A 15625-nucleotide genomic window follows, 5' to 3' on the forward strand; every position below is an offset into this window, starting at 1 on the left:
CATGCACCTCGACCACGATCAGCTGAATCAGCTTCTCGACAAGCTGGCAGAGAGCGATATTCAGGAATTCCGTCTCGAGGGCGACGACTTCCGTTTGGAGGTTCGCCGCAATCTTCCTGTTTCGGCTGTTGCCCCCCAGATGGTGCCCGTTGCAGCCGCTCCCTCCCCGGCGCTCGAGATCAAGTCGATCAGCGAGTCTTCGTCCGCTGCTCCTCCTGCCGCTGCAGGAACCCGCTCGGATCTGGTGGATGTCACGGCACCGATGGTGGGAACCTTTTACCGGGCTCCTGCTCCCGGTGAAGCTGCCTTTGTGGAGATCGGCAACCGCATCGCTGCTGGACAGACGATCTGCATTCTCGAAGCGATGAAGCTGATGAATGAGCTGGAGGCCGAATTAAGCGGCGAAGTGGTGGAGATCTTGGTGGACAACGGCACCCCCGTGGAATTCGGTCAGGTGTTGATGCGCGTCAAGCCTGGCTAAGCGTCCAGGCCGCTTCGATGGCCGACAGCATGCTGTCGCAGCGCGCGATTCCCTGGGCGGCGATGTCGAATCCCGTTCCATGGTCGGGTGATGTGCGCAGAAACGAAAGGCCGAGGGTGGTGTTCACGGCCTGGTCAAAGGCAAGCAACTTCACAGGAATCAGTCCTTGGTCGTGGTACAAGGCCAGAATTCCGTCTGGTCCGGACGCGTCGCTGCGGCTCCATGCCTGCGCTGCACTCAGCCAGCAGGTATCCGGCGGCAGAGGTCCCTTGAGCCGGATCGTTGGGTTGGCCTGCGCCCATTGATGCAGCAAAGGCGTGAGCCATTGCTCTTCTTCGCTGCCGAGCTGGCCTTTCTCGCCGGCGTGGGGATTGAGACCGGCCACCAAAAGTTCGGGTGATGGATTGAAGCGCTGGCAAAATCGGGTCAGGGTCTCCAGTTTGCTGCGCACCAGCGCTGGTGTGAGGGCTTGAGACACCTGTTGCAGGGGGATGTGGGTGGTGGCCAGAAGGGTGTTTAGTCGCCATCCCGTGCTGGGTGACACGGCGGTGAACAGCATCGATGCGGATTCGGCTCTGTCGAGTTCGGCCAGGCGCTCGGTCTGCCCGGGATAGGGATGGCCCGCCGCATGCCAGGTGTGCTTGGCGATCGGCGCTGTGACCAGGGCCCGCCCGTGCCCTGCCTGGACCAACTCAACAGCGCGACTCAACCAGCGGAATCCGGCTGCCCCACCAGCGGCCCCCGCGTCGCCTGGATTCACGGGACCGCCGGGGATCGGAAGGTCTTCCACGTCCAGGTCATCTGGATCCGCCAAGGGAACGCCCGTGAGGTTGCGCAGGCGTTGATGGGTGCGTTTGAGGCTGGCTCTGCAGCCCACCAGCAACGGTTTCATGCCCTCTGGACAACGCGGATGGGCAAGGGCTTTGAGGGTGACTTCCATGCCGATTCCGGCGGGATCCCCTAAAGCGATCACGAGATGTTGATTAGCGTCGGTGCGTTGATGGAGCGGGATCATGCTGCGCTGGCTGGTGATCGGGTTGCTGCTCTATGGCCTGGGAACTGCTCTGAGGCAGGGATGGCTGGAGGTTCAGTGGAGCCAATTTCTCCATGACGCTGGGCTGACGTTCATCGATCCCGACCAGCCCCTTGAATTGCATGAACTGCCCATGTTTAAGCCTGAGACGACGCAGTCCCCGACTCCCTGAGGGTCTCGACCGCGAGGCATTGCGCCAGGCCGCTGCGGTAGGTCGGGTGGATCAGCTCGTAACCGAGATCCTCACGCAGGCGCCGGTTGCTCACCCGCCGGTTGTCTGCCCAGAAGGATCGGGCCATGGCGCTCATGCCGGCTTCGGCTTCGGCGAACGCTTTGGGTTGGGGAAGCTCGCAGTTCAGCAGGGATGCGGCGTAGCGGTGCACCGAAACGCTCGCTGCTGGTTCGTCATCGCACACATTCACGATCTCTGGATGCTGACCCTGCGCGGAGCAGTGCATGAGATGGAGGGCGGCCGCGGCCACGTCATCCACATGAATGCGGCAGAACATCTGCCCTGGCTTATCCACCGGCTGCAACGTTCCTGCTTTGACCGCAGCGAGAGGGGAGCGGCCAGGCCCATAGATTCCTGGTAAGCGCAGGATCTGCAGGGGGAGTCCGCTGGCCTGCCACTCCTGCTCGCACGCCAGCCGTCGCCGGCTTCGCTCTTGGCTGGGTTGTGGAAGGTCGTTTTCGCAGACCCAGGCTCCGTCGGTGTTGCCGTACACCCCTGTGGTGGAGAGATAGCCCACCCAGCGCAGCGGCCATCGCTTGATCTGATCGCCGAGCGTTGTCAGCACTGGATCGTTGCCATCGCGATCGGGCGGGATGGTGTTGAGCAGATGGGTGACACCCTCGAGCTGGTGAGGATCGGGGCCCTGTCCGCTTGCCGAGTCGAAGGTGAGGTGTCCGCTGCCTGGAGCGGGTTTACGCCGGGTGCTGATCACGGGGATCCCCAGGGCAGCAGCGAGGGCCGCGAGCCGGCCGCCACTGAACCCGGCGCCCAGGATGCAGAGCTTGGATCCAGCAGGGAGGGGCTTGCAGCGGTTGACAAGCGATTCAGGCATGAGTACAAACGTATTATTCGCCATTCAGTCGTGACCGGATCTTGTCTTTCCCTGGTGTCATCCCAGAACTCCATGCTGCCGCGTCGTGCGCCGATCCGCAGGGCTCGTGCCGCAGCTCGTCAGGACACCGGCTTGCTGCGCGCCGTGATGGCCGCCGCTGCTGCTGCATTGGTGAGCGGAGCGTTTCTGTTAGCTCCAGAGCAGCCGGAGCAGCAAGCTTCTATCTGCCAACAGCACCATTCAGTGGATGCCTGCCGGGTTTGGTGATCAGGCCACCTGGAAGGCCCAGTCGTTGTCGTCCTGCTGATTGGTTAACAGCGGGTCTGCATCGGTGGAATCGGCTGTTGCTTGTTGAAGATCAGGTTGGGCCCATTGCAGCAGGCGCAATGCCAGGCGCAGATCCCCATCCATCCAGGCGCGGATCGCCATGGCGCGGCGTGGATCATAAAAACGCTGACGCCGGTACCAGTCGAAGACATCGGCATCCGACTTGTGGCCATTGCATGACAAGCAGGCCGGTACGCAGTTCTCGGTGATGCTTAATCCGCCCCGACTTCTCGGTAATACATGATCGATTGATTCAGAAGGTTTGCCGCAATAAATACAGCTTTTACCGGTATAAGTATGAAGCGATTGACGCCATCTTCGGACACGTAATTTAGGACAGAGATCTTCGAGAAAGACTGCATCTCTGCTGTGCATCCGAATCATTCGGTTGCTTGAAGTGTGCCGTGACCACCACCATCGTCAATGTGTTCAAGACTGCATTTTGGCGATTTCGTTGTGAATGCTTGGGGACGGTGTCTGCCCCCTTGTTTCTCTCGCTGAAAGGCATAAGATAATGGCTGCTGAATTGGGTCCACGGCGGGATCTCCTCCTGGCTGCAGTTTTGGGTTAACGCCATCGGGCCTTGTGCGCGCAACGTATCCCTTCGATGCGGTCACCCATGCGCAAATGGGGCGCATCCGTCCTCGCGGGCTCTGGCGCGGTGCATCCCTCGGTTGGGAATTCCCGCTCGCAGCGGCTGAGACCTTGCTGGAGCGTTTTGGTGCCCGCTTTCGTGTGGAGGATGAGCTCCTGCGCTGGTTGCATTGGCACCGGCACCCCCTGCCGCCTCTGCCCCATCACCGTGAGCTGATTGCCCAGGCTGATCTCAATCGACCCTTGGTCGATGGCCGCAAGCCTCTTCCCCATCAGCGATCCGGTGCCCGTTGGCTCCTCGCCCGTCGGGGAGCGCTTCTCACGGACGAGATGGGGCTCGGTAAAACGCTCACCGCGCTGCTGGCAGCGCGAGCGCTGCTGCGGGTGGTTCCTCTGCGCCTTCTGGTTGTCGCCCCGGTGGGTCTGCATCCCCACTGGCAACGGGAAGCGGCGGCCGTTGATCTTGGGCTGTGTCTGCACAGCTGGGCACGGCTGCCCAGCGAACTTCCTGAAGCGGGCACCGTCATGGTGGTGGATGAAGCGCACTACGCCCAGACGATGCAGGCGCAGCGCACCCAAGCTTTGCTGCGCTTAGCCCGTCATCCGCGCCTGCGTGCGATTTGGATGCTCACGGGCACGCCGGTGCGCAATGGCCGACCGATTCAGCTGTACCCCCTGTTGGCTGCGATTGACCATCCGCTCGCCCGTGATCAGCGCTCCTTTGAGGAGATGTTCTGTCAGGGCCACTGGAGCGAACGCGGTGGACAGCGACGCTGGCGTGTGGATGGAGCGAGCCGTCTGGAGGAGTTGCGCAGGCTCACCAGGCCATTGGTGCTGCATCGCCGCAAGCAGCAGGTGCTGGGCCTGCCTCCGAAGCGTCGCTCCTTTCTGCCTGTGGCACTGGAGCCCAACCAAGCCCGTGGCATGGACCACCGTCTTGCGTTGGTGGTGGAGGACTATCGCCGTCGCGTTAAGGCCGGAAAGGTGCGTTCTGATGCTGAATCTCTCGCGGTGCTGACGTCATTGCGTTTGATTGCCGCGGAATTCAAGCTGCCGGCCGCTGAACGTCTCGTGCAGCAGCTGCGGGCGCAGGGCGAATCCGTGGTGCTGTTCAGCTCCTTTGTGGCGCCCCTCGTGCTGTTGCAGCAACGTCTGGGTGGAGCCTTGCTCACCGGTCGGCAGAAACCGGAGGAGCGTCAGACAGCGGTGGATCAATTTCAGGCTGGGTCGACCGATCTGCTGCTGGCGACCTACGGGGCCGGTGGTCTGGGATTCACGCTTCATCGAGCCCGTCAGGTGGTGCTGTTGGAGCGCCCCTGGACCCCTGGCGATGTTGATCAGGCCGAGGATCGCTGCCATCGGCTGGGCATGGATGGGGAACTCGTGAGCCATTGGCTTCAGCTTGGTCCAGCGGATCAGCTCGTTGATGGACTGGTGGCCAGCAAGGCCAGTCGCATCGAGCTGCTGATGGGCCCGCGACGGGTGAGCGTTGAACGTCAGTCGTTGCCGGCGATGGTGGCCCGCAGCTTGCAGGATTGCTGACGCACGCTCAGCTCATGCAGCAGCAGCGGGTCGGGCTTTGGTTGGAATTCAACGTTCTTGATCAGGCGTGCGGCCTTGGCCACGTCGTTGCAGGCCTCATCCGGTCTGTCCATCAGGTTGAAAATCAACGAGCGATCCACCAGGGGAGCTGGATTGCGGCTGTGGGCGCGAACCACCGCATTGCAGCGATCCAAGGCGGCATCCAAGCGCTCGAGATTCAGATTTTCCAGACACTCGGAAGCTCCGATTTCAGCCTCCTGGGTTGAGGAGGCTGGATTGGAAGGCCTCCCGCAGCCCATGCAGCTGACCAGCAACCCGCCGAGAACCAGACCGGAAACGAGCCGCATCAGTAGCTGTAACGATCGTCAGCATCCCAGTTGGGAATCTCCGAACTGTCGCTGCTGCTGCTTGTTGTGTTGGTGGATGCAGACGCACGGCCGGATCCGCCGAAGAGATCGCCGAGGTATTGGCCGCAGTCAGGGAAGCTACCGGGATCTTCCACCACGGCCTCGGTGATCATCACAGCGGCGTGTTCGGGCGAGGTTTTGAACAGACCGCTCCCCTGGCGCTTGATCAGCGCGTAGGAGGCTTCCCAACTCACGTTGTGGTTGTTGCCATTGCTGCGCATGTAGCAGTAAACCTGCGCGCCCTTACCGGCGGGACCGTTGGCTGCGGCCTGCGCTGGGGCCGCTGACCACAGCATCCCCGCCATGGGCAGCAGCAGAGCAAGGCGCATGGGAAGGCTGGCCATCGGTAGACAGTTGAGGCGATCTGCGCCAACGTATCGATTCTTGATTCGCTGTCCAGAGCTGGATCAGGAATTGCCGAGGCCAAGGGGGGCCAGCAATTTCACCACCAGGGGCAGCACGAGGAGCACTGTGACCAAGCGGACGGCGTGCAGAGCTGCCACCGCCGCACCAACGCCGTAATCGGCAGCGACCAGACTCATGCCGCTGATGCCTCCGGGCGCCGCACCCAGCAAGGTGATCAAGGGATCCACACCGAGCAGCCGGCTGGTCCAGAGACCGATCGCAATCCCTGTGAGGACCAGGGTCACCGTGATCAGCACCGCAGGTCTCCAGAGGTTCTGCAACTGATCGAGGGAGGCCCGTGTCAGACCGGTGCCGATCACCGTGCCGATGCCGATCTGCAGCGCCGTTCGCGTGCCGCTGGGCCACTCCGCCACCTCCACGCGTCCGCTCATGCTCACCACGGCAGCTCCGATCAGCGCTCCGGCGAGCGGCGCCGCTGGAAGCCCTGTTTTCAGTGCCAGCAGTCCAAAGACGGTGCCTGCCAGCACGTACACCAGCAGTGTCAACAGAGAAGTCAGCACAACAAACTCCCAGCGGGTGGTTGTTCAGTCTCTGTCCACAGTGGCATCACCCGATCCACAACTTGCGGGTCCGACTTGAGGGTCTGTGCTGCATGTGTTGTGATCAGCCCATCACTGATCCTGTCCCGGATGACCCAGTCCGTGTCTTTCCGTATCACCCGAACGGCTGAGGATGTCGCTCAGACACTCAACGCCTTGTCTCAACGCCTGATCAGGTTGGAGCAACGCCTGGAAAGTGTTGAACTGCAGATGAAGCAGCAACGCAGCGAAGCGCAGACGATGCCGGCTGAAGAGCTGCATCGCCTGGATGGTGTCGATCAGTTGCTGCTCGAGTGTCAGGAGCTGCTTGGTCGTTCAGAACACCAGCTGGACGAACCGGATGTGGATCTGGCCGCATGAGGCTGGTCAGGGGTGGCAAAATAAAAAGAAAGCCAACCATGGCACTCACAACTCTCTCCACATCTGGTAACCGCGGTTCCGGAAACGTTTCGCGACCAGGCTGTTCCTCCTCAGGTCTGCCCATGCCAGGACACCGTCGCAGCTTTTTTGAAGGTGGTCACCAGCTGGAAAAGCTGGAGTTCGCTCTTGCCGTTGCGATCACCCGCGGTGATGACAACCGATCTGAGCTTCTTCGGGCTCAGATTGCTGAGCTGGGCGGCAACGTTGAAGAACCTGGCACCTGACGCCTTGGTTTGACATTCAGTGAACGATTGAGTGTGTCTTCAAAGCACTCAGTGACGCGTTGTGTTGGGCTTTTCTTTGTGATCTTTTGTTGATAGAGTTCAGGTAAGTTAAAAGTAGAGACGTGGTTGCCACGCCATTGAAGTCATCAGCTCAGACAACAACACCGAGTTCTACGCGTGAGCAATGCTTTGAACTGGCTGAACAGTATTACGAGCAAGCACGCCTCAATGCAGAGGCTGGGCAGACGTCAGAAGCTGCTCAATTGATTCTCAAAGCGCTTGATCAGGAGCGTCGCGCCGGAAGTGTGGGCCCGCAAGTGATGCAACTGATCAAGCCGCGTTCAGTACCTGCGTGGGGCAATCGCAGCTGAAAACGATTAAAAAGTTTTAGGCAAGCGGGTGACCGGACTCGAACCGGCGACGTTCAGCTTGGGAAGCTGACATTCTACCACTGAATTACACCCGCGTTTTGGGCATGATGCTATCTCATGCCCTTGCTGAAAGGTTTGCTGAATCGTGCTTCTTTCAGCTGTTCAGTGCTGCAGAAGCTGCGCTGAGCCCAGCGCCCATCGTCCCTTTGTGCAGACCCAAAGACTGCAGCACCGATTCGATGGCGGCCACAGCTGTGAGCACATCGCGATCACAGACAAACCCAAGATGGCCGATCCGGAACACCTGACCTTTGAGATGGTCCTGTCCGCCAGCCAGCAGGATGTCGAATCGCTCCTTGACTGTTTTACGCAGCTGTTCAGCATCAATTCCTTCCGGTGCCACAGCGGTGATGGCAGGGCTGCCGTAGCCTTCCGCCGCGAAAAGCGGCAGACCGATGGCCTTCATCGCTGCAGTGGCTGCAGCGCGATGGCGTGCGTGCCGGGCGAAGATCGCATCCAGCCCCTCCGCCTGCATCATCTCCAGAGCCGCATCCAGGGCGAAGTAGAGATTCACCGCCGGCGTGAATGGGTTGCTGTTTTTCGCCGCTGTTTTTCGATAAGGACCCAGATCCAAATAGAACTTGGGAAGGTCGGAGCGTTCGTAGGCGCTCCAGGCCCGATCGCTCATGGCCACGAAGCTCAGGCCAGGGGGCATCATGTAGCCCTTTTGGGAGCCTGAGGCCACCACGTCGAGGCCCCAGGCATCCATGGGAACGTTGGTGGCGCCGAGGCTCGTGACGCAGTCAGCGATGGTGAGCGCCACGCCGTGGGCCTTCACGTGGCTGCTGATTGTTTCCAGATCGTTGATCACTCCGGTGGAGGTTTCGGAGTGCGTGAGGATGACTGCCTTGATGGCTTTGTCGTTATCAGCCTCGAGAGCCTTGCGGAAGGCTTCAGGGTCGAGAGGCTGGCCCCACTCGGCCTTGATCACCTCCACATCAAGTCCATAGGCCCGCGCCACTTTCACCCAGCGCTCACCGAACTTGCCGTTGTCTCCGCAGAGCACACGATCGCCGCGGCTCAGGGTGTTGATGATGCCGGCTTCCATGGCCGCCGTGCCGCTTCCGGTGATCACCAGCACGTCGCTGCTGGTCTGATGCAGCCAGCGCAACTGGGCATTGGTGCGCTCCACCACGGCCTGGAATTCCCCGCTGCGGTGACCGATCGGGTGTCGCCCCATGGCCTTCAGCACCGTTTCGGGCACCGGGGTGGGCCCGGGAATCATCAGGGTCAGCTTGTCCTGCACGGCCTCTGGAGTGCCAATCCTCCATCCTAAAAAACGACCTGCTGCTCGCTCCGCTATCGCCGCCCCTGTTGTTGATTCCGGATCCGGACTCACCCTGCCGGTGTGGGTGGCGGCAGCAGCCCGTGCTGCCACCCAGGTGCTGCAAGGCCATCCAGCGCCGGACCGGGTCAGCCTGACGATTCCTGGGGAGGCTGCTCCCCGCAGCGTGCCGATTCAGGCGGCGAGTTCTGTGCGAGATGGTGCGCAGGCCTTGGCCGTCAGCGTGTGTGATCCCGGTCCTGGCCTCGACCTCACCCGTGGTTTGGAGATCTGGGTGCTTGCCTGCTGGGGTCCTGCCGATCAAGGTTGGCTGTCGTTGAAGGCCGGGGCGGGGGTTGGTCGCCTTGAGAGCGATGGCTCCCTGTGCATCTCTGGTTTCGCCAGGGATTTGCTGGAGAGCAATCTCCACGACCTCGTGCCCAGCGGCCAAGGTCTGGACCTTGAGGTGGTGCTGCCCCGGGGCCAACAGTTGGCGCAACGCACCAGCAACGCCGCCTTTGGTGTGGTGGAGGGCCTGGCGCTCATCGGCACCCAGGCTGAGGTGCAAGCCAGTGCTTCTCCAGATCAGCTCCAGGCCGCGCTGGATCAGCTTCAGTCCCTGACGGGGGCATCCGATTTTCAGGGGCGGCTCACGTTGGTGATCGGTGAAAACGGTCTTGATTTGGCCCGATCGCTCCAGCTCTCGGCCCATCAGCCTCAGCTGAAGGCCGGTAACTGGATGGGTCCTCTGCTGGTGGCTGCCGCTGAAGCGGGAGTGCAGGAGCTCCTGCTCTTCGGCTACCACGGGAAATTGGTGAAGTTGGCCGGCGGCATCTTCCACACCCATCACCATCTCGCGGATGGGCGTTTGGAGGTGCTGGTGGCCCAAGGGGTGAAGCAGGGCTTGCCGGGTGAATACCTGCGTGGCTTGATGGCTGCTGCCTCCCTGGAAGACGCCTACCACTGGCTGGCGGATCAGGATCGGGATCAGGCTGTGGCCTTATGGCAAGCCATGGCCGCGGCGGTGGAAGAGCGAAGCCTGGCCTACCTGGCCCGCTACGGCTGCAACTCCATGGGCGTGGGCGCAGCTCTCTTCGATCGGCAACGTCGGTTGCGCTGGGCAGGACCGCGTGGGCAGGAGATGCTCAGGCGTTGTGAGGTCCTTCTCTACGCTGAGTGATCGGCCGCTGATTGCGCGGCCACCCGTTCCACGGCTCACGGGCGAGATGTCACAGGCTCCGAATGAAGGTCAGCGTCAGCCGGCCATTGTCATTCTTGATTTCGGCTCTCAGTACTCAGAACTGATCGCCCGGCGGGTCCGGGAAACCGAGGTGTTCTCGGTGGTGCTCGGTTACAGCACCACGGCCGAGGATTTGCGCCGGATGGCACCGCAGGGAATCATTCTCAGTGGCGGCCCCAGTTCCGTGTACGCGGAGCATGCACCCCTGTGTGACCCCGAGATCTGGAACCTGGGGATTCCGGTGCTTGGGGTTTGCTACGGCATGCAGCTGATGGTGCAGCAGCTGGGTGGTCGGGTGGTGGCGGCCACCGGTAAGGCCGAATACGGCAAGGCACCGCTTGAGGTGGATGACCCCACCGATCTGCTCACGAATGTGGACAACGGATCCACGATGTGGATGAGCCATGGGGACTCGGTGGAGGCCCTGCCGGACGGGTTTGTGCGTTTGGCTCATACCGCCAATACGCCCGAGGCGGCGGTGGCCAATCATCAGCGCAGGCTCTACGGCGTGCAGTTCCACCCCGAGGTGGTGCATTCCACCTGCGGAATGGCGATGATCCGCAATTTCGTTTATCACATCTGCGGCTGCGAGCCGGATTGGACCACGGCGGCGTTCATCGAGGAAGCCGTGAAGCAGGTGCGCTCCCAGGTCGGTGACAAGCGGGTGCTGCTGGCTCTGTCCGGGGGTGTCGACTCCTCCACCCTGGCCTTTCTGCTGAAGAAGGCCATCGGTGATCAGCTCACCTGCATGTTCATCGACCAGGGATTCATGCGGAAGGGGGAGCCGGAATTCCTCATGGATTTCTTTGATCGCAAGTTCAACATTCACGTTGAATACATCAATGCTCGCCAGCGTTTTCTCGACAAACTCAAAGACATCACCGATCCAGAGCAGAAGCGCAAAATCATCGGCACGGAGTTCATCCGTGTGTTCGAAGAGGAGAGTCGCCGCCTGGGGCCCTTCGATTACCTGGCCCAGGGAACGCTCTATCCCGATGTGATCGAGAGTGCCGGCACCGACGTGGACCCCAAAACCGGTGAGCGGGTGGCGGTGAAGATCAAGAGCCACCACAACGTGGGTGGTTTGCCGAAGGATCTCCAGTTCAAGCTGGTGGAGCCCTTGCGCAAATTGTTCAAAGACGAAGTGCGCAAGGTGGGTCGCTCGCTCGGTTTGCCCGAGGAGATCGTCCGGCGTCATCCCTTCCCAGGGCCTGGTCTGGCCATCCGCATCCTCGGCGAAGTGACGGCCGAGAAACTCAACTGCCTGCGTGATGCGGATCTGATCGTCCGCGAAGAGGTGAAAGAGGCGGGGCTCTATCACGAGATATGGCAGGCGTTTGCCGTGTTGCTGCCCGTGCGTTCCGTGGGTGTGATGGGTGACAAGCGCACCTATGCCTGGCCGATCGTGTTGCGCTGTGTGTCCAGCGAGGACGGCATGACGGCGGACTGGTCGCGGTTGCCCTACGACCTGATGGAGACCATCTCCAATCGCATCGTGAATGAGGTGAAGGGCGTGAATCGGGTGGTTCTCGACATCACCAGCAAGCCACCGGGCACGATTGAGTGGGAATAAGGGGGCGCAGGGGCTGGTGGGCCAGGCTTAGTGCCGATACTCTTGGCCCCCGGCCTCAAGTCTGTGACCGCTGCTCAACAGCAGGACCTGCAACTTCAGCGTCGTCTGCAGCAGGACAGCATCCAGTTGGCAGGCAAGACCATTTACATCAACCCGTTTCTCTATTGGAGACGGTTTGACAGCAATACGGACCGCTGGTTGCGGGAACCCGGCCAGCTCAGCGAAGAGCAGATCCAGCAGAACCGTGTGCGCTTCTATCCGGAGCTCGAGTGGGCGCTTCTTGATGAGCGTGACCAGGAGATCAAGGATGGGGCCGTTGAGATGTTTCTCAAAAGCCTTGAGCTGATCAGCACCTTCCACCCCGAGCTCACCTCCGGACAGCTTCTGGAGGTGGAGCGCAAGATGGCCATCACCAAGAAACGCTCCTTCGAGCGGTGGGTTGAGAAGTCCTATCGGCGCAGATCCCGGGAGGAAACCAGGGAGAAGCGGCGTTTTGCCCGCAACCGTTTCTGGCGGGGATGGGGCGAATGGATCGCCCTGGACACCACCCATCAGGCCCTGGTGCCGATGGTGGCTTTGCTGGTGCTCTCCGCTGTTGCGGGCTGGTCCCTGGGGTCGTCCCGATCCAGCTGTCCGACACTTGTGCTTCCGCCGGAGCAGACTGGAGTTCGTTGAGTAAGGCGTTCGGAATCCATGGCTGAAGGCCAACCGCTGGATGAGCTGCGTCTGACTTTGATGCAGGACGTGCTGCCCATGGGACTGGCTTTTGTGGATCGGGTGCGCAGCGAAGGGCCGGCTCGGGTTGTTGAGTCGTTGTCCCAGGGGGATGATCCCCTGGCCGACCTGCGCAAGGAAGGCGAACCTGCCGCGCGGGTGCTGAGAGAGCGACTGGATCAGATCAGTCCGGGCCTTGGGAATCCCGTGATGTCGGTGCAGGTGGAGGTGGAGGAGCCCGCCGAGCCCCAGTCCTCGTCTTCGCTCCCGGACGATCCCAAGGAGCTGCAGGAGGTGCTGGACCGCATTGAGACGCGCCTGCAGCGGCTTGATGCCCTGATCACCCCAGGGGATTAACTCTGTGACCGGTTTTGCGCAGGGGGATGGGCAGCGTCATGCCGGTTTACGCCAGCAGCCACTGGTGCTGCTGGGTTTTGTGCTGTTGGTGAGCACCGCCATGGTGTCCCGCCTGGTGTGGCTCCAGGTGCTGGAAGCGCCGCGCTTTCGCCAACTCGCTGATGAGAACCGCATTCGTCTAGTGCCGCGCTCGCCCACACGCGGTCGGCTGTTGGATCGCAAGGGCCGGGTGCTGGCCTCCAGCAAGCTCACCTACTCGCTGTATGTGGAGCCGCGTCTGGTGGATGACGCGGCGTGGCCGGAGTTGCGCGATCGCCTGGCTCGGCTGCTGAATCTCGATGCGGACGTGCTGGATCAGCGTCGGGGTGGCGGCTTTGCCAGGGATGGTTACCGCATCAATCTGGCCACGGATCTCAAGCCGGAACAGGTGCTGCGTTTCCGCGAGCAGGCACTCGGGCTCAAGGGGGCGCAGGTGGATGTGGACATCCTGCGGGCCTATCCCCATGGAACCCTGGCGGCCCATGCCCTCGGTTACACCCAGCCGATCACGGAAGACGAATACAAATCGCTGGCCAAGAAGGGCTACAAGATCCGTGATCGGATCGGCCGGATCGGTGTGGAGGCGGCCTACGAATCCCACTTGCGCGGCGCCTGGGGCGGCCAGATGCTCGAGGTGAATGCCATGGGTGAGGTGCAGCGCCACCTCGGTGACCGTCCGTCGGTGGCGGGCAAGGATCTCACCCTCACCCTGGATCTCGACCTGCAGAAGGTGGCCGAGCAGGCCCTGGCGGACAAGCCTGGGGGCGCCATCGTTGCCATGGATCCAAGAACGGGCGCCATCCTGGCGTTGGCGAGCAAACCCACCTTCGATCCCAACTTCTTCTCCAAACTCGTCACCACCCAGAAGGAGTACGACGCGCTGTTCTCCAACCCGAAGAAGCCCTTGCTTTCGCGGGCGATGAATCCTTACGACCCCGGCAGCACCTGGAAGGCGGTGACAGCGATGGCTGCCATGGAGTCAGGCAAATTCCCGCCGGACACCAAGTTGCCCACCATGGCGTGCATCACCTACGGCGGTCATTGCTTCCCCGACCACAACGGCGCTGGTTTCGGCACCATCGGTTACGCCGATGCGTTGCGCTTCTCCAGCAACACTTTCTTCTATCAAGTGGGGGTGGGAGCCGGTTCTCGCGCCCTGCAGAAAGCGGCGACAGCCCTGGGCTTCGGGCAGAAATCAGGGATTGAGATCGGCTGGGAGGAAAGTGTCGGTTTGGTGGGTGATGAAGACTGGGCCGCGGCCGGTCGCGGCTGGGCGGAACCGGGAACAACCCCATGGATTCCGGAGGACATGGCCAGTGCGTCCATCGGTCAGTCGGTGGTGCAGATCACGCCCCTGCAGCTGGCTCGGGCCTATTCGGTGTTTGCCAACGGTGGCTGGCTGGTCACACCCCATCTGGCGGATCAGGGTCTGGACTGGACCGATGCCTCCCGTCGCACCAAGGTGGACATGAAGCCTTCCACCCTGGCCAAAATCCGAGAAGGTCTGCGCAAGGTGGTGTCGGATGGCACTGGGTTTGGCCTCAACGGGCCGGGCATTCCACCAGCAGGAGGCAAGACGGGCACCGCGGAGGACAGCACCGGCGGTCCAGACCATGCCTGGTTTGCCACCTATGCCCCCTATCCCGAGGGAGAGATTGTGATCGTGGCCTTTGCGCAGAACACGCCCGGGGGAGGGTCCGTGCATGCGTTGCCGATGGCCAAGAAAGTGATGGAGGTGTGGAACCGCAACCGTGCGCAGCCGATCCCGTCGCCTTCGTGAACGCCTGATTCAGGCCGCTGCGTTCAGCTGAGGTTGCTTGAGAACCTGGCGGTAATACCCGCGCAGCTGTTCGGTGGCTCCGGCCCATCCCCAGCGTTCCGCTTCTGAGCGGGCCGCATTGCGCAAGGCCTGGCGCTCCACGTCGTTGCCCAGCAGGCGTTGGGTGGCTGCGATCAGGCTGGCTGCCCCGCCATCGGCGCCGTCGGGTTCATAGAGGCAGCCATTCACCCCGTCGCTGATGATGTCGGGAATGCCCCCGCGGTTGGCCCCCACCACCGGGCAACCGGCAGCCATGGCCTCCAGCAGCACCAGACCCAGGGTTTCGGTGCTGGAGGGGAAGAGGAAGGCGTCGCCGCTGGCGTAGGCACCAGCGAGCTCCTCGCCGGCCAGGTAGCCCACGAACGTGGTGGCGGTGCCCTCGAAGTGCTTCTCCAGTTGCTGCCGGTGCGGTCCATCACCCACCAGGGCGAGGCGGGCGTCGGGGAGGGCCTTGAGCACTGGTTTGATGCGCTCGATCTGCTTCTCAGCGGAGAGACGGCCGACGTAGAGCAGCAGGGCTCCGCGATCGTCATGGCGGCCGAGCAGGCGCTGGCGGAGCTCAGCACTGCGCAGTTCTGGCCGGAACAGCTCGGTGTCCACCCCGCGCTGCCAGAGGTCTGTGTGTTGAATTCCCTTGTCGCTCAGTTCCTGCACCATGGCGGTGGACGTGCAGAGATTGAGCAGCGCCTGGTTGTGGGCTGCTTTGAGCAGTTCCCAGAGCAGGGGCTCGAGCATGCCCATGCCGTAGTGCTCGAGATATTTGGGCAGATGGGTGTGGTAGCTCGCCACCAGCGGAATCGATTTGGCTTTGGCCAGCCAGATCCCGCCTAAGCCCAGCACCGCGGGATTCACCACGTGGATCAGGTCCGGCTGGAAGCTGTCGATCGCTTCGGAGACCGCGGGTCGTGGCAGCGCCAGCTTGAGTTCGGGGTAAAGCGGCAGAGGCATGGCTGGAACGCCGATCAAGCGCGCTCCCATGTACTCCTCGGGACAACCCTCCGGACAAAACACGATCACTTCATCACCGGCATCCACCAGGTGTTTCACCGTTTTGGTGAGACGGGTGACGATGCCATCGACCTTGGGAAGGAAGGTCTCGGTGAAGAAGGCGATTTTCAAGGGAGTGCCCTG

At 61.9% G+C, this 15625-nt stretch carries 20 protein-coding genes and 1 tRNA gene; 12 read left to right on the forward strand and 9 right to left on the reverse strand.

Going from position 1 to position 15625, the window contains the following annotated elements; all coding sequences use genetic code 11:
- Position 1 precedes the first annotated feature (1 nt).
- The gene (accB, locus tag SynBMKMC1_RS00160) at positions 2-481 is read left to right on the forward strand and encodes an acetyl-CoA carboxylase biotin carboxyl carrier protein (protein ID WP_186472270.1); all 480 of its coding nucleotides are present in this window, start codon (positions 2-4) and stop codon (positions 479-481) included.
- On the opposite strand, the gene pdxA is transcribed toward accB, so the two are convergent.
- Positions 468-1496, reverse strand: coding sequence for a 4-hydroxythreonine-4-phosphate dehydrogenase PdxA (gene pdxA / locus SynBMKMC1_RS00165; RefSeq protein ID WP_186472271.1), 1029 nt, complete (start codon positions 1494-1496; stop codon positions 468-470). The two genes, accB and pdxA, sit on opposite strands and share 14 nt — an antisense overlap.
- On the opposite strand from pdxA, the gene SynBMKMC1_RS00170 reads away from it, so the two are divergent.
- Positions 1495-1686: a hypothetical protein gene (locus tag SynBMKMC1_RS00170; protein WP_011931969.1), complete on the forward strand. Its 192-nt coding sequence runs from the start codon at positions 1495-1497 to the stop codon at positions 1684-1686. The genes pdxA and SynBMKMC1_RS00170 overlap by 2 nt on opposite strands.
- Here the strand turns inward: SynBMKMC1_RS00170 and SynBMKMC1_RS00175 are convergent.
- Positions 1652-2578 carry an SDR family oxidoreductase gene (locus SynBMKMC1_RS00175; protein ID WP_186472272.1) on the reverse strand — a complete coding sequence of 309 codons (927 nt, stop codon included), beginning with the start codon at positions 2576-2578 and terminating at the stop codon, positions 1652-1654. The two genes, SynBMKMC1_RS00170 and SynBMKMC1_RS00175, sit on opposite strands and share 35 nt — an antisense overlap.
- A gap of 54 nt (positions 2579-2632) precedes the next feature.
- Here SynBMKMC1_RS00175 and SynBMKMC1_RS00180 point away from each other — a divergent pair, with 54 nt between their 5' ends.
- Positions 2633-2845 (forward strand): serine protease inhibitor, encoded by a 213-nt coding sequence (locus SynBMKMC1_RS00180; RefSeq protein ID WP_255486234.1) that lies wholly within the window; start codon positions 2633-2635, stop codon positions 2843-2845.
- Here SynBMKMC1_RS00180 and SynBMKMC1_RS00185 read toward each other — a convergent pair whose 3' ends face one another.
- Entirely contained in the window at positions 2846-3280 is a 435-nt protein-coding gene (locus SynBMKMC1_RS00185; protein WP_011931972.1) for an HNH endonuclease, read from the reverse strand. It abuts the gene before it with no gap.
- Positions 3281-3532: 252 nt separating this feature from the next.
- On the opposite strand from SynBMKMC1_RS00185, the gene SynBMKMC1_RS00190 reads away from it, so the two are divergent.
- Positions 3533-5041, forward strand: a complete 1509-nt coding sequence (locus SynBMKMC1_RS00190) for a DEAD/DEAH box helicase (RefSeq protein ID WP_186473255.1) — start codon at positions 3533-3535, stop codon at positions 5039-5041.
- Here SynBMKMC1_RS00190 and SynBMKMC1_RS00195 read toward each other — a convergent pair.
- The 3 genes from SynBMKMC1_RS00195 to SynBMKMC1_RS00205 all read right to left on the reverse strand — a co-directional run bounded on the left by SynBMKMC1_RS00195 (position 4996) and on the right by SynBMKMC1_RS00205 (position 6371).
- The gene (locus SynBMKMC1_RS00195; protein WP_186472273.1) at positions 4996-5388 is read right to left on the reverse strand and encodes a hypothetical protein; all 393 of its coding nucleotides are present in this window, start codon (positions 5386-5388) and stop codon (positions 4996-4998) included. The genes SynBMKMC1_RS00190 and SynBMKMC1_RS00195 overlap by 46 nt on opposite strands.
- Entirely contained in the window at positions 5388-5792 is a 405-nt protein-coding gene (locus SynBMKMC1_RS00200) for a DUF6554 family protein (RefSeq protein WP_186472274.1), read from the reverse strand. Before SynBMKMC1_RS00200 ends, SynBMKMC1_RS00195 begins: the two co-directional genes overlap by 1 nt.
- Before the next feature lie 63 nt (positions 5793-5855).
- Entirely contained in the window at positions 5856-6371 is a 516-nt protein-coding gene (locus SynBMKMC1_RS00205; RefSeq protein ID WP_186473256.1) for an AbrB family transcriptional regulator, read from the reverse strand.
- A 132-nt stretch (positions 6372-6503) separates the two neighbouring features.
- On the opposite strand from SynBMKMC1_RS00205, the gene SynBMKMC1_RS00210 reads away from it, so the two are divergent.
- The 3 genes from SynBMKMC1_RS00210 (at position 6504) to SynBMKMC1_RS00220 (ending at position 7428) form a co-directional block, all read left to right on the forward strand.
- A complete protein-coding gene (locus tag SynBMKMC1_RS00210; protein ID WP_011931977.1) occupies positions 6504-6773 on the forward strand; it encodes a hypothetical protein in 270 nt (89 codons plus the stop codon).
- A gap of 38 nt (positions 6774-6811) precedes the next feature.
- Positions 6812-7057, forward strand: coding sequence for a hypothetical protein (locus tag SynBMKMC1_RS00215; protein ID WP_255486235.1), 246 nt, complete (start codon positions 6812-6814; stop codon positions 7055-7057).
- A 122-nt stretch (positions 7058-7179) separates the two neighbouring features.
- Positions 7180-7428, forward strand: coding sequence for a hypothetical protein (locus SynBMKMC1_RS00220; RefSeq protein WP_186473505.1), 249 nt, complete (start codon positions 7180-7182; stop codon positions 7426-7428).
- 23 nt (positions 7429-7451) lie between these two features.
- Here SynBMKMC1_RS00220 and SynBMKMC1_RS00225 read toward each other — a convergent pair.
- Both SynBMKMC1_RS00225 and SynBMKMC1_RS00230 read right to left on the reverse strand, forming a co-directional pair.
- Positions 7452-7523: transfer RNA gene (locus SynBMKMC1_RS00225), tRNA-Gly, on the reverse strand.
- A 59-nt stretch (positions 7524-7582) separates the two neighbouring features.
- A complete protein-coding gene (locus tag SynBMKMC1_RS00230) occupies positions 7583-8734 on the reverse strand; it encodes an alanine--glyoxylate aminotransferase family protein (protein ID WP_186472275.1) in 1152 nt (383 codons plus the stop codon).
- A gap of 55 nt (positions 8735-8789) precedes the next feature.
- Here SynBMKMC1_RS00230 and cbiD point away from each other — a divergent pair, with 55 nt between their 5' ends.
- The 5 genes from cbiD to mrdA all read left to right on the forward strand — a co-directional run bounded on the left by cbiD (position 8790) and on the right by mrdA (position 14455).
- Complete coding sequence (cbiD, locus tag SynBMKMC1_RS00235; protein WP_186473257.1) at positions 8790-9932, forward strand: cobalt-precorrin-5B (C(1))-methyltransferase CbiD; 1143 nt, start codon at positions 8790-8792, stop codon at positions 9930-9932.
- Between the two features lie 46 nt (positions 9933-9978).
- Positions 9979-11565: a glutamine-hydrolyzing GMP synthase gene (gene guaA / locus SynBMKMC1_RS00240; RefSeq protein WP_186472276.1), complete on the forward strand. Its 1587-nt coding sequence runs from the start codon at positions 9979-9981 to the stop codon at positions 11563-11565.
- Positions 11566-11628: 63 nt separating this feature from the next.
- Positions 11629-12240 (forward strand): hypothetical protein, encoded by a 612-nt coding sequence (locus tag SynBMKMC1_RS00245; RefSeq protein ID WP_041428720.1) that lies wholly within the window; start codon positions 11629-11631, stop codon positions 12238-12240.
- An 18-nt stretch (positions 12241-12258) separates the two neighbouring features.
- Positions 12259-12636, forward strand: a complete 378-nt coding sequence (locus SynBMKMC1_RS00250; protein WP_186472277.1) for a hypothetical protein — start codon at positions 12259-12261, stop codon at positions 12634-12636.
- 4 nt (positions 12637-12640) lie between these two features.
- Complete coding sequence (gene mrdA, locus SynBMKMC1_RS00255) at positions 12641-14455, forward strand: penicillin-binding protein 2 (RefSeq protein WP_186472278.1); 1815 nt, start codon at positions 12641-12643, stop codon at positions 14453-14455.
- Between the two features lie 9 nt (positions 14456-14464).
- Here mrdA and SynBMKMC1_RS00260 read toward each other — a convergent pair whose 3' ends face one another.
- A complete protein-coding gene (locus tag SynBMKMC1_RS00260) occupies positions 14465-15613 on the reverse strand; it encodes a glycosyltransferase family 1 protein (protein WP_186472279.1) in 1149 nt (382 codons plus the stop codon).
- Positions 15614-15625: the final 12 nt, after the last annotated feature.

Source organism: Synechococcus sp. BMK-MC-1, from assembly GCF_014279955.1.
In the GTDB taxonomy this organism is placed as follows: Bacteria; Cyanobacteriota; Cyanobacteriia; order PCC-6307; family Cyanobiaceae; genus Synechococcus_C.

What these genes read in the sequence shown, in the direction of transcription:
- SynBMKMC1_RS00250 (WP_186472277.1), top strand. Translation starts at nt 12,259, where the DNA reads ATGGCTGAAGGCCAACCGCTGGATGAGCTGCGTCTGACTTTGATGCAG.
- SynBMKMC1_RS00195 (WP_186472273.1), bottom strand. Translation starts at nt 5,388, where the DNA reads ATGCGGCTCGTTTCCGGTCTGGTTCTCGGCGGGTTGCTGGTCAGCTGC.
- accB (WP_186472270.1), top strand. Translation starts at nt 2, where the DNA reads ATGCACCTCGACCACGATCAGCTGAATCAGCTTCTCGACAAGCTGGCA.
- SynBMKMC1_RS00190 (WP_186473255.1), top strand. Translation starts at nt 3,533, where the DNA reads ATGGGGCGCATCCGTCCTCGCGGGCTCTGGCGCGGTGCATCCCTCGGT.
- SynBMKMC1_RS00210 (WP_011931977.1), top strand. Translation starts at nt 6,504, where the DNA reads ATGACCCAGTCCGTGTCTTTCCGTATCACCCGAACGGCTGAGGATGTC.
- SynBMKMC1_RS00200 (WP_186472274.1), bottom strand. Translation starts at nt 5,792, where the DNA reads ATGGCCAGCCTTCCCATGCGCCTTGCTCTGCTGCTGCCCATGGCGGGG.
- pdxA (WP_186472271.1), bottom strand. Translation starts at nt 1,496, where the DNA reads ATGATCCCGCTCCATCAACGCACCGACGCTAATCAACATCTCGTGATC.
- SynBMKMC1_RS00185 (WP_011931972.1), bottom strand. Translation starts at nt 3,280, where the DNA reads ATGCACAGCAGAGATGCAGTCTTTCTCGAAGATCTCTGTCCTAAATTA.
- guaA (WP_186472276.1), top strand. Translation starts at nt 9,979, where the DNA reads ATGTCACAGGCTCCGAATGAAGGTCAGCGTCAGCCGGCCATTGTCATT.
- SynBMKMC1_RS00170 (WP_011931969.1), top strand. Translation starts at nt 1,495, where the DNA reads ATGCTGCGCTGGCTGGTGATCGGGTTGCTGCTCTATGGCCTGGGAACT.
- SynBMKMC1_RS00215 (WP_255486235.1), top strand. Translation starts at nt 6,812, where the DNA reads ATGGCACTCACAACTCTCTCCACATCTGGTAACCGCGGTTCCGGAAAC.
- SynBMKMC1_RS00175 (WP_186472272.1), bottom strand. Translation starts at nt 2,578, where the DNA reads ATGCCTGAATCGCTTGTCAACCGCTGCAAGCCCCTCCCTGCTGGATCC.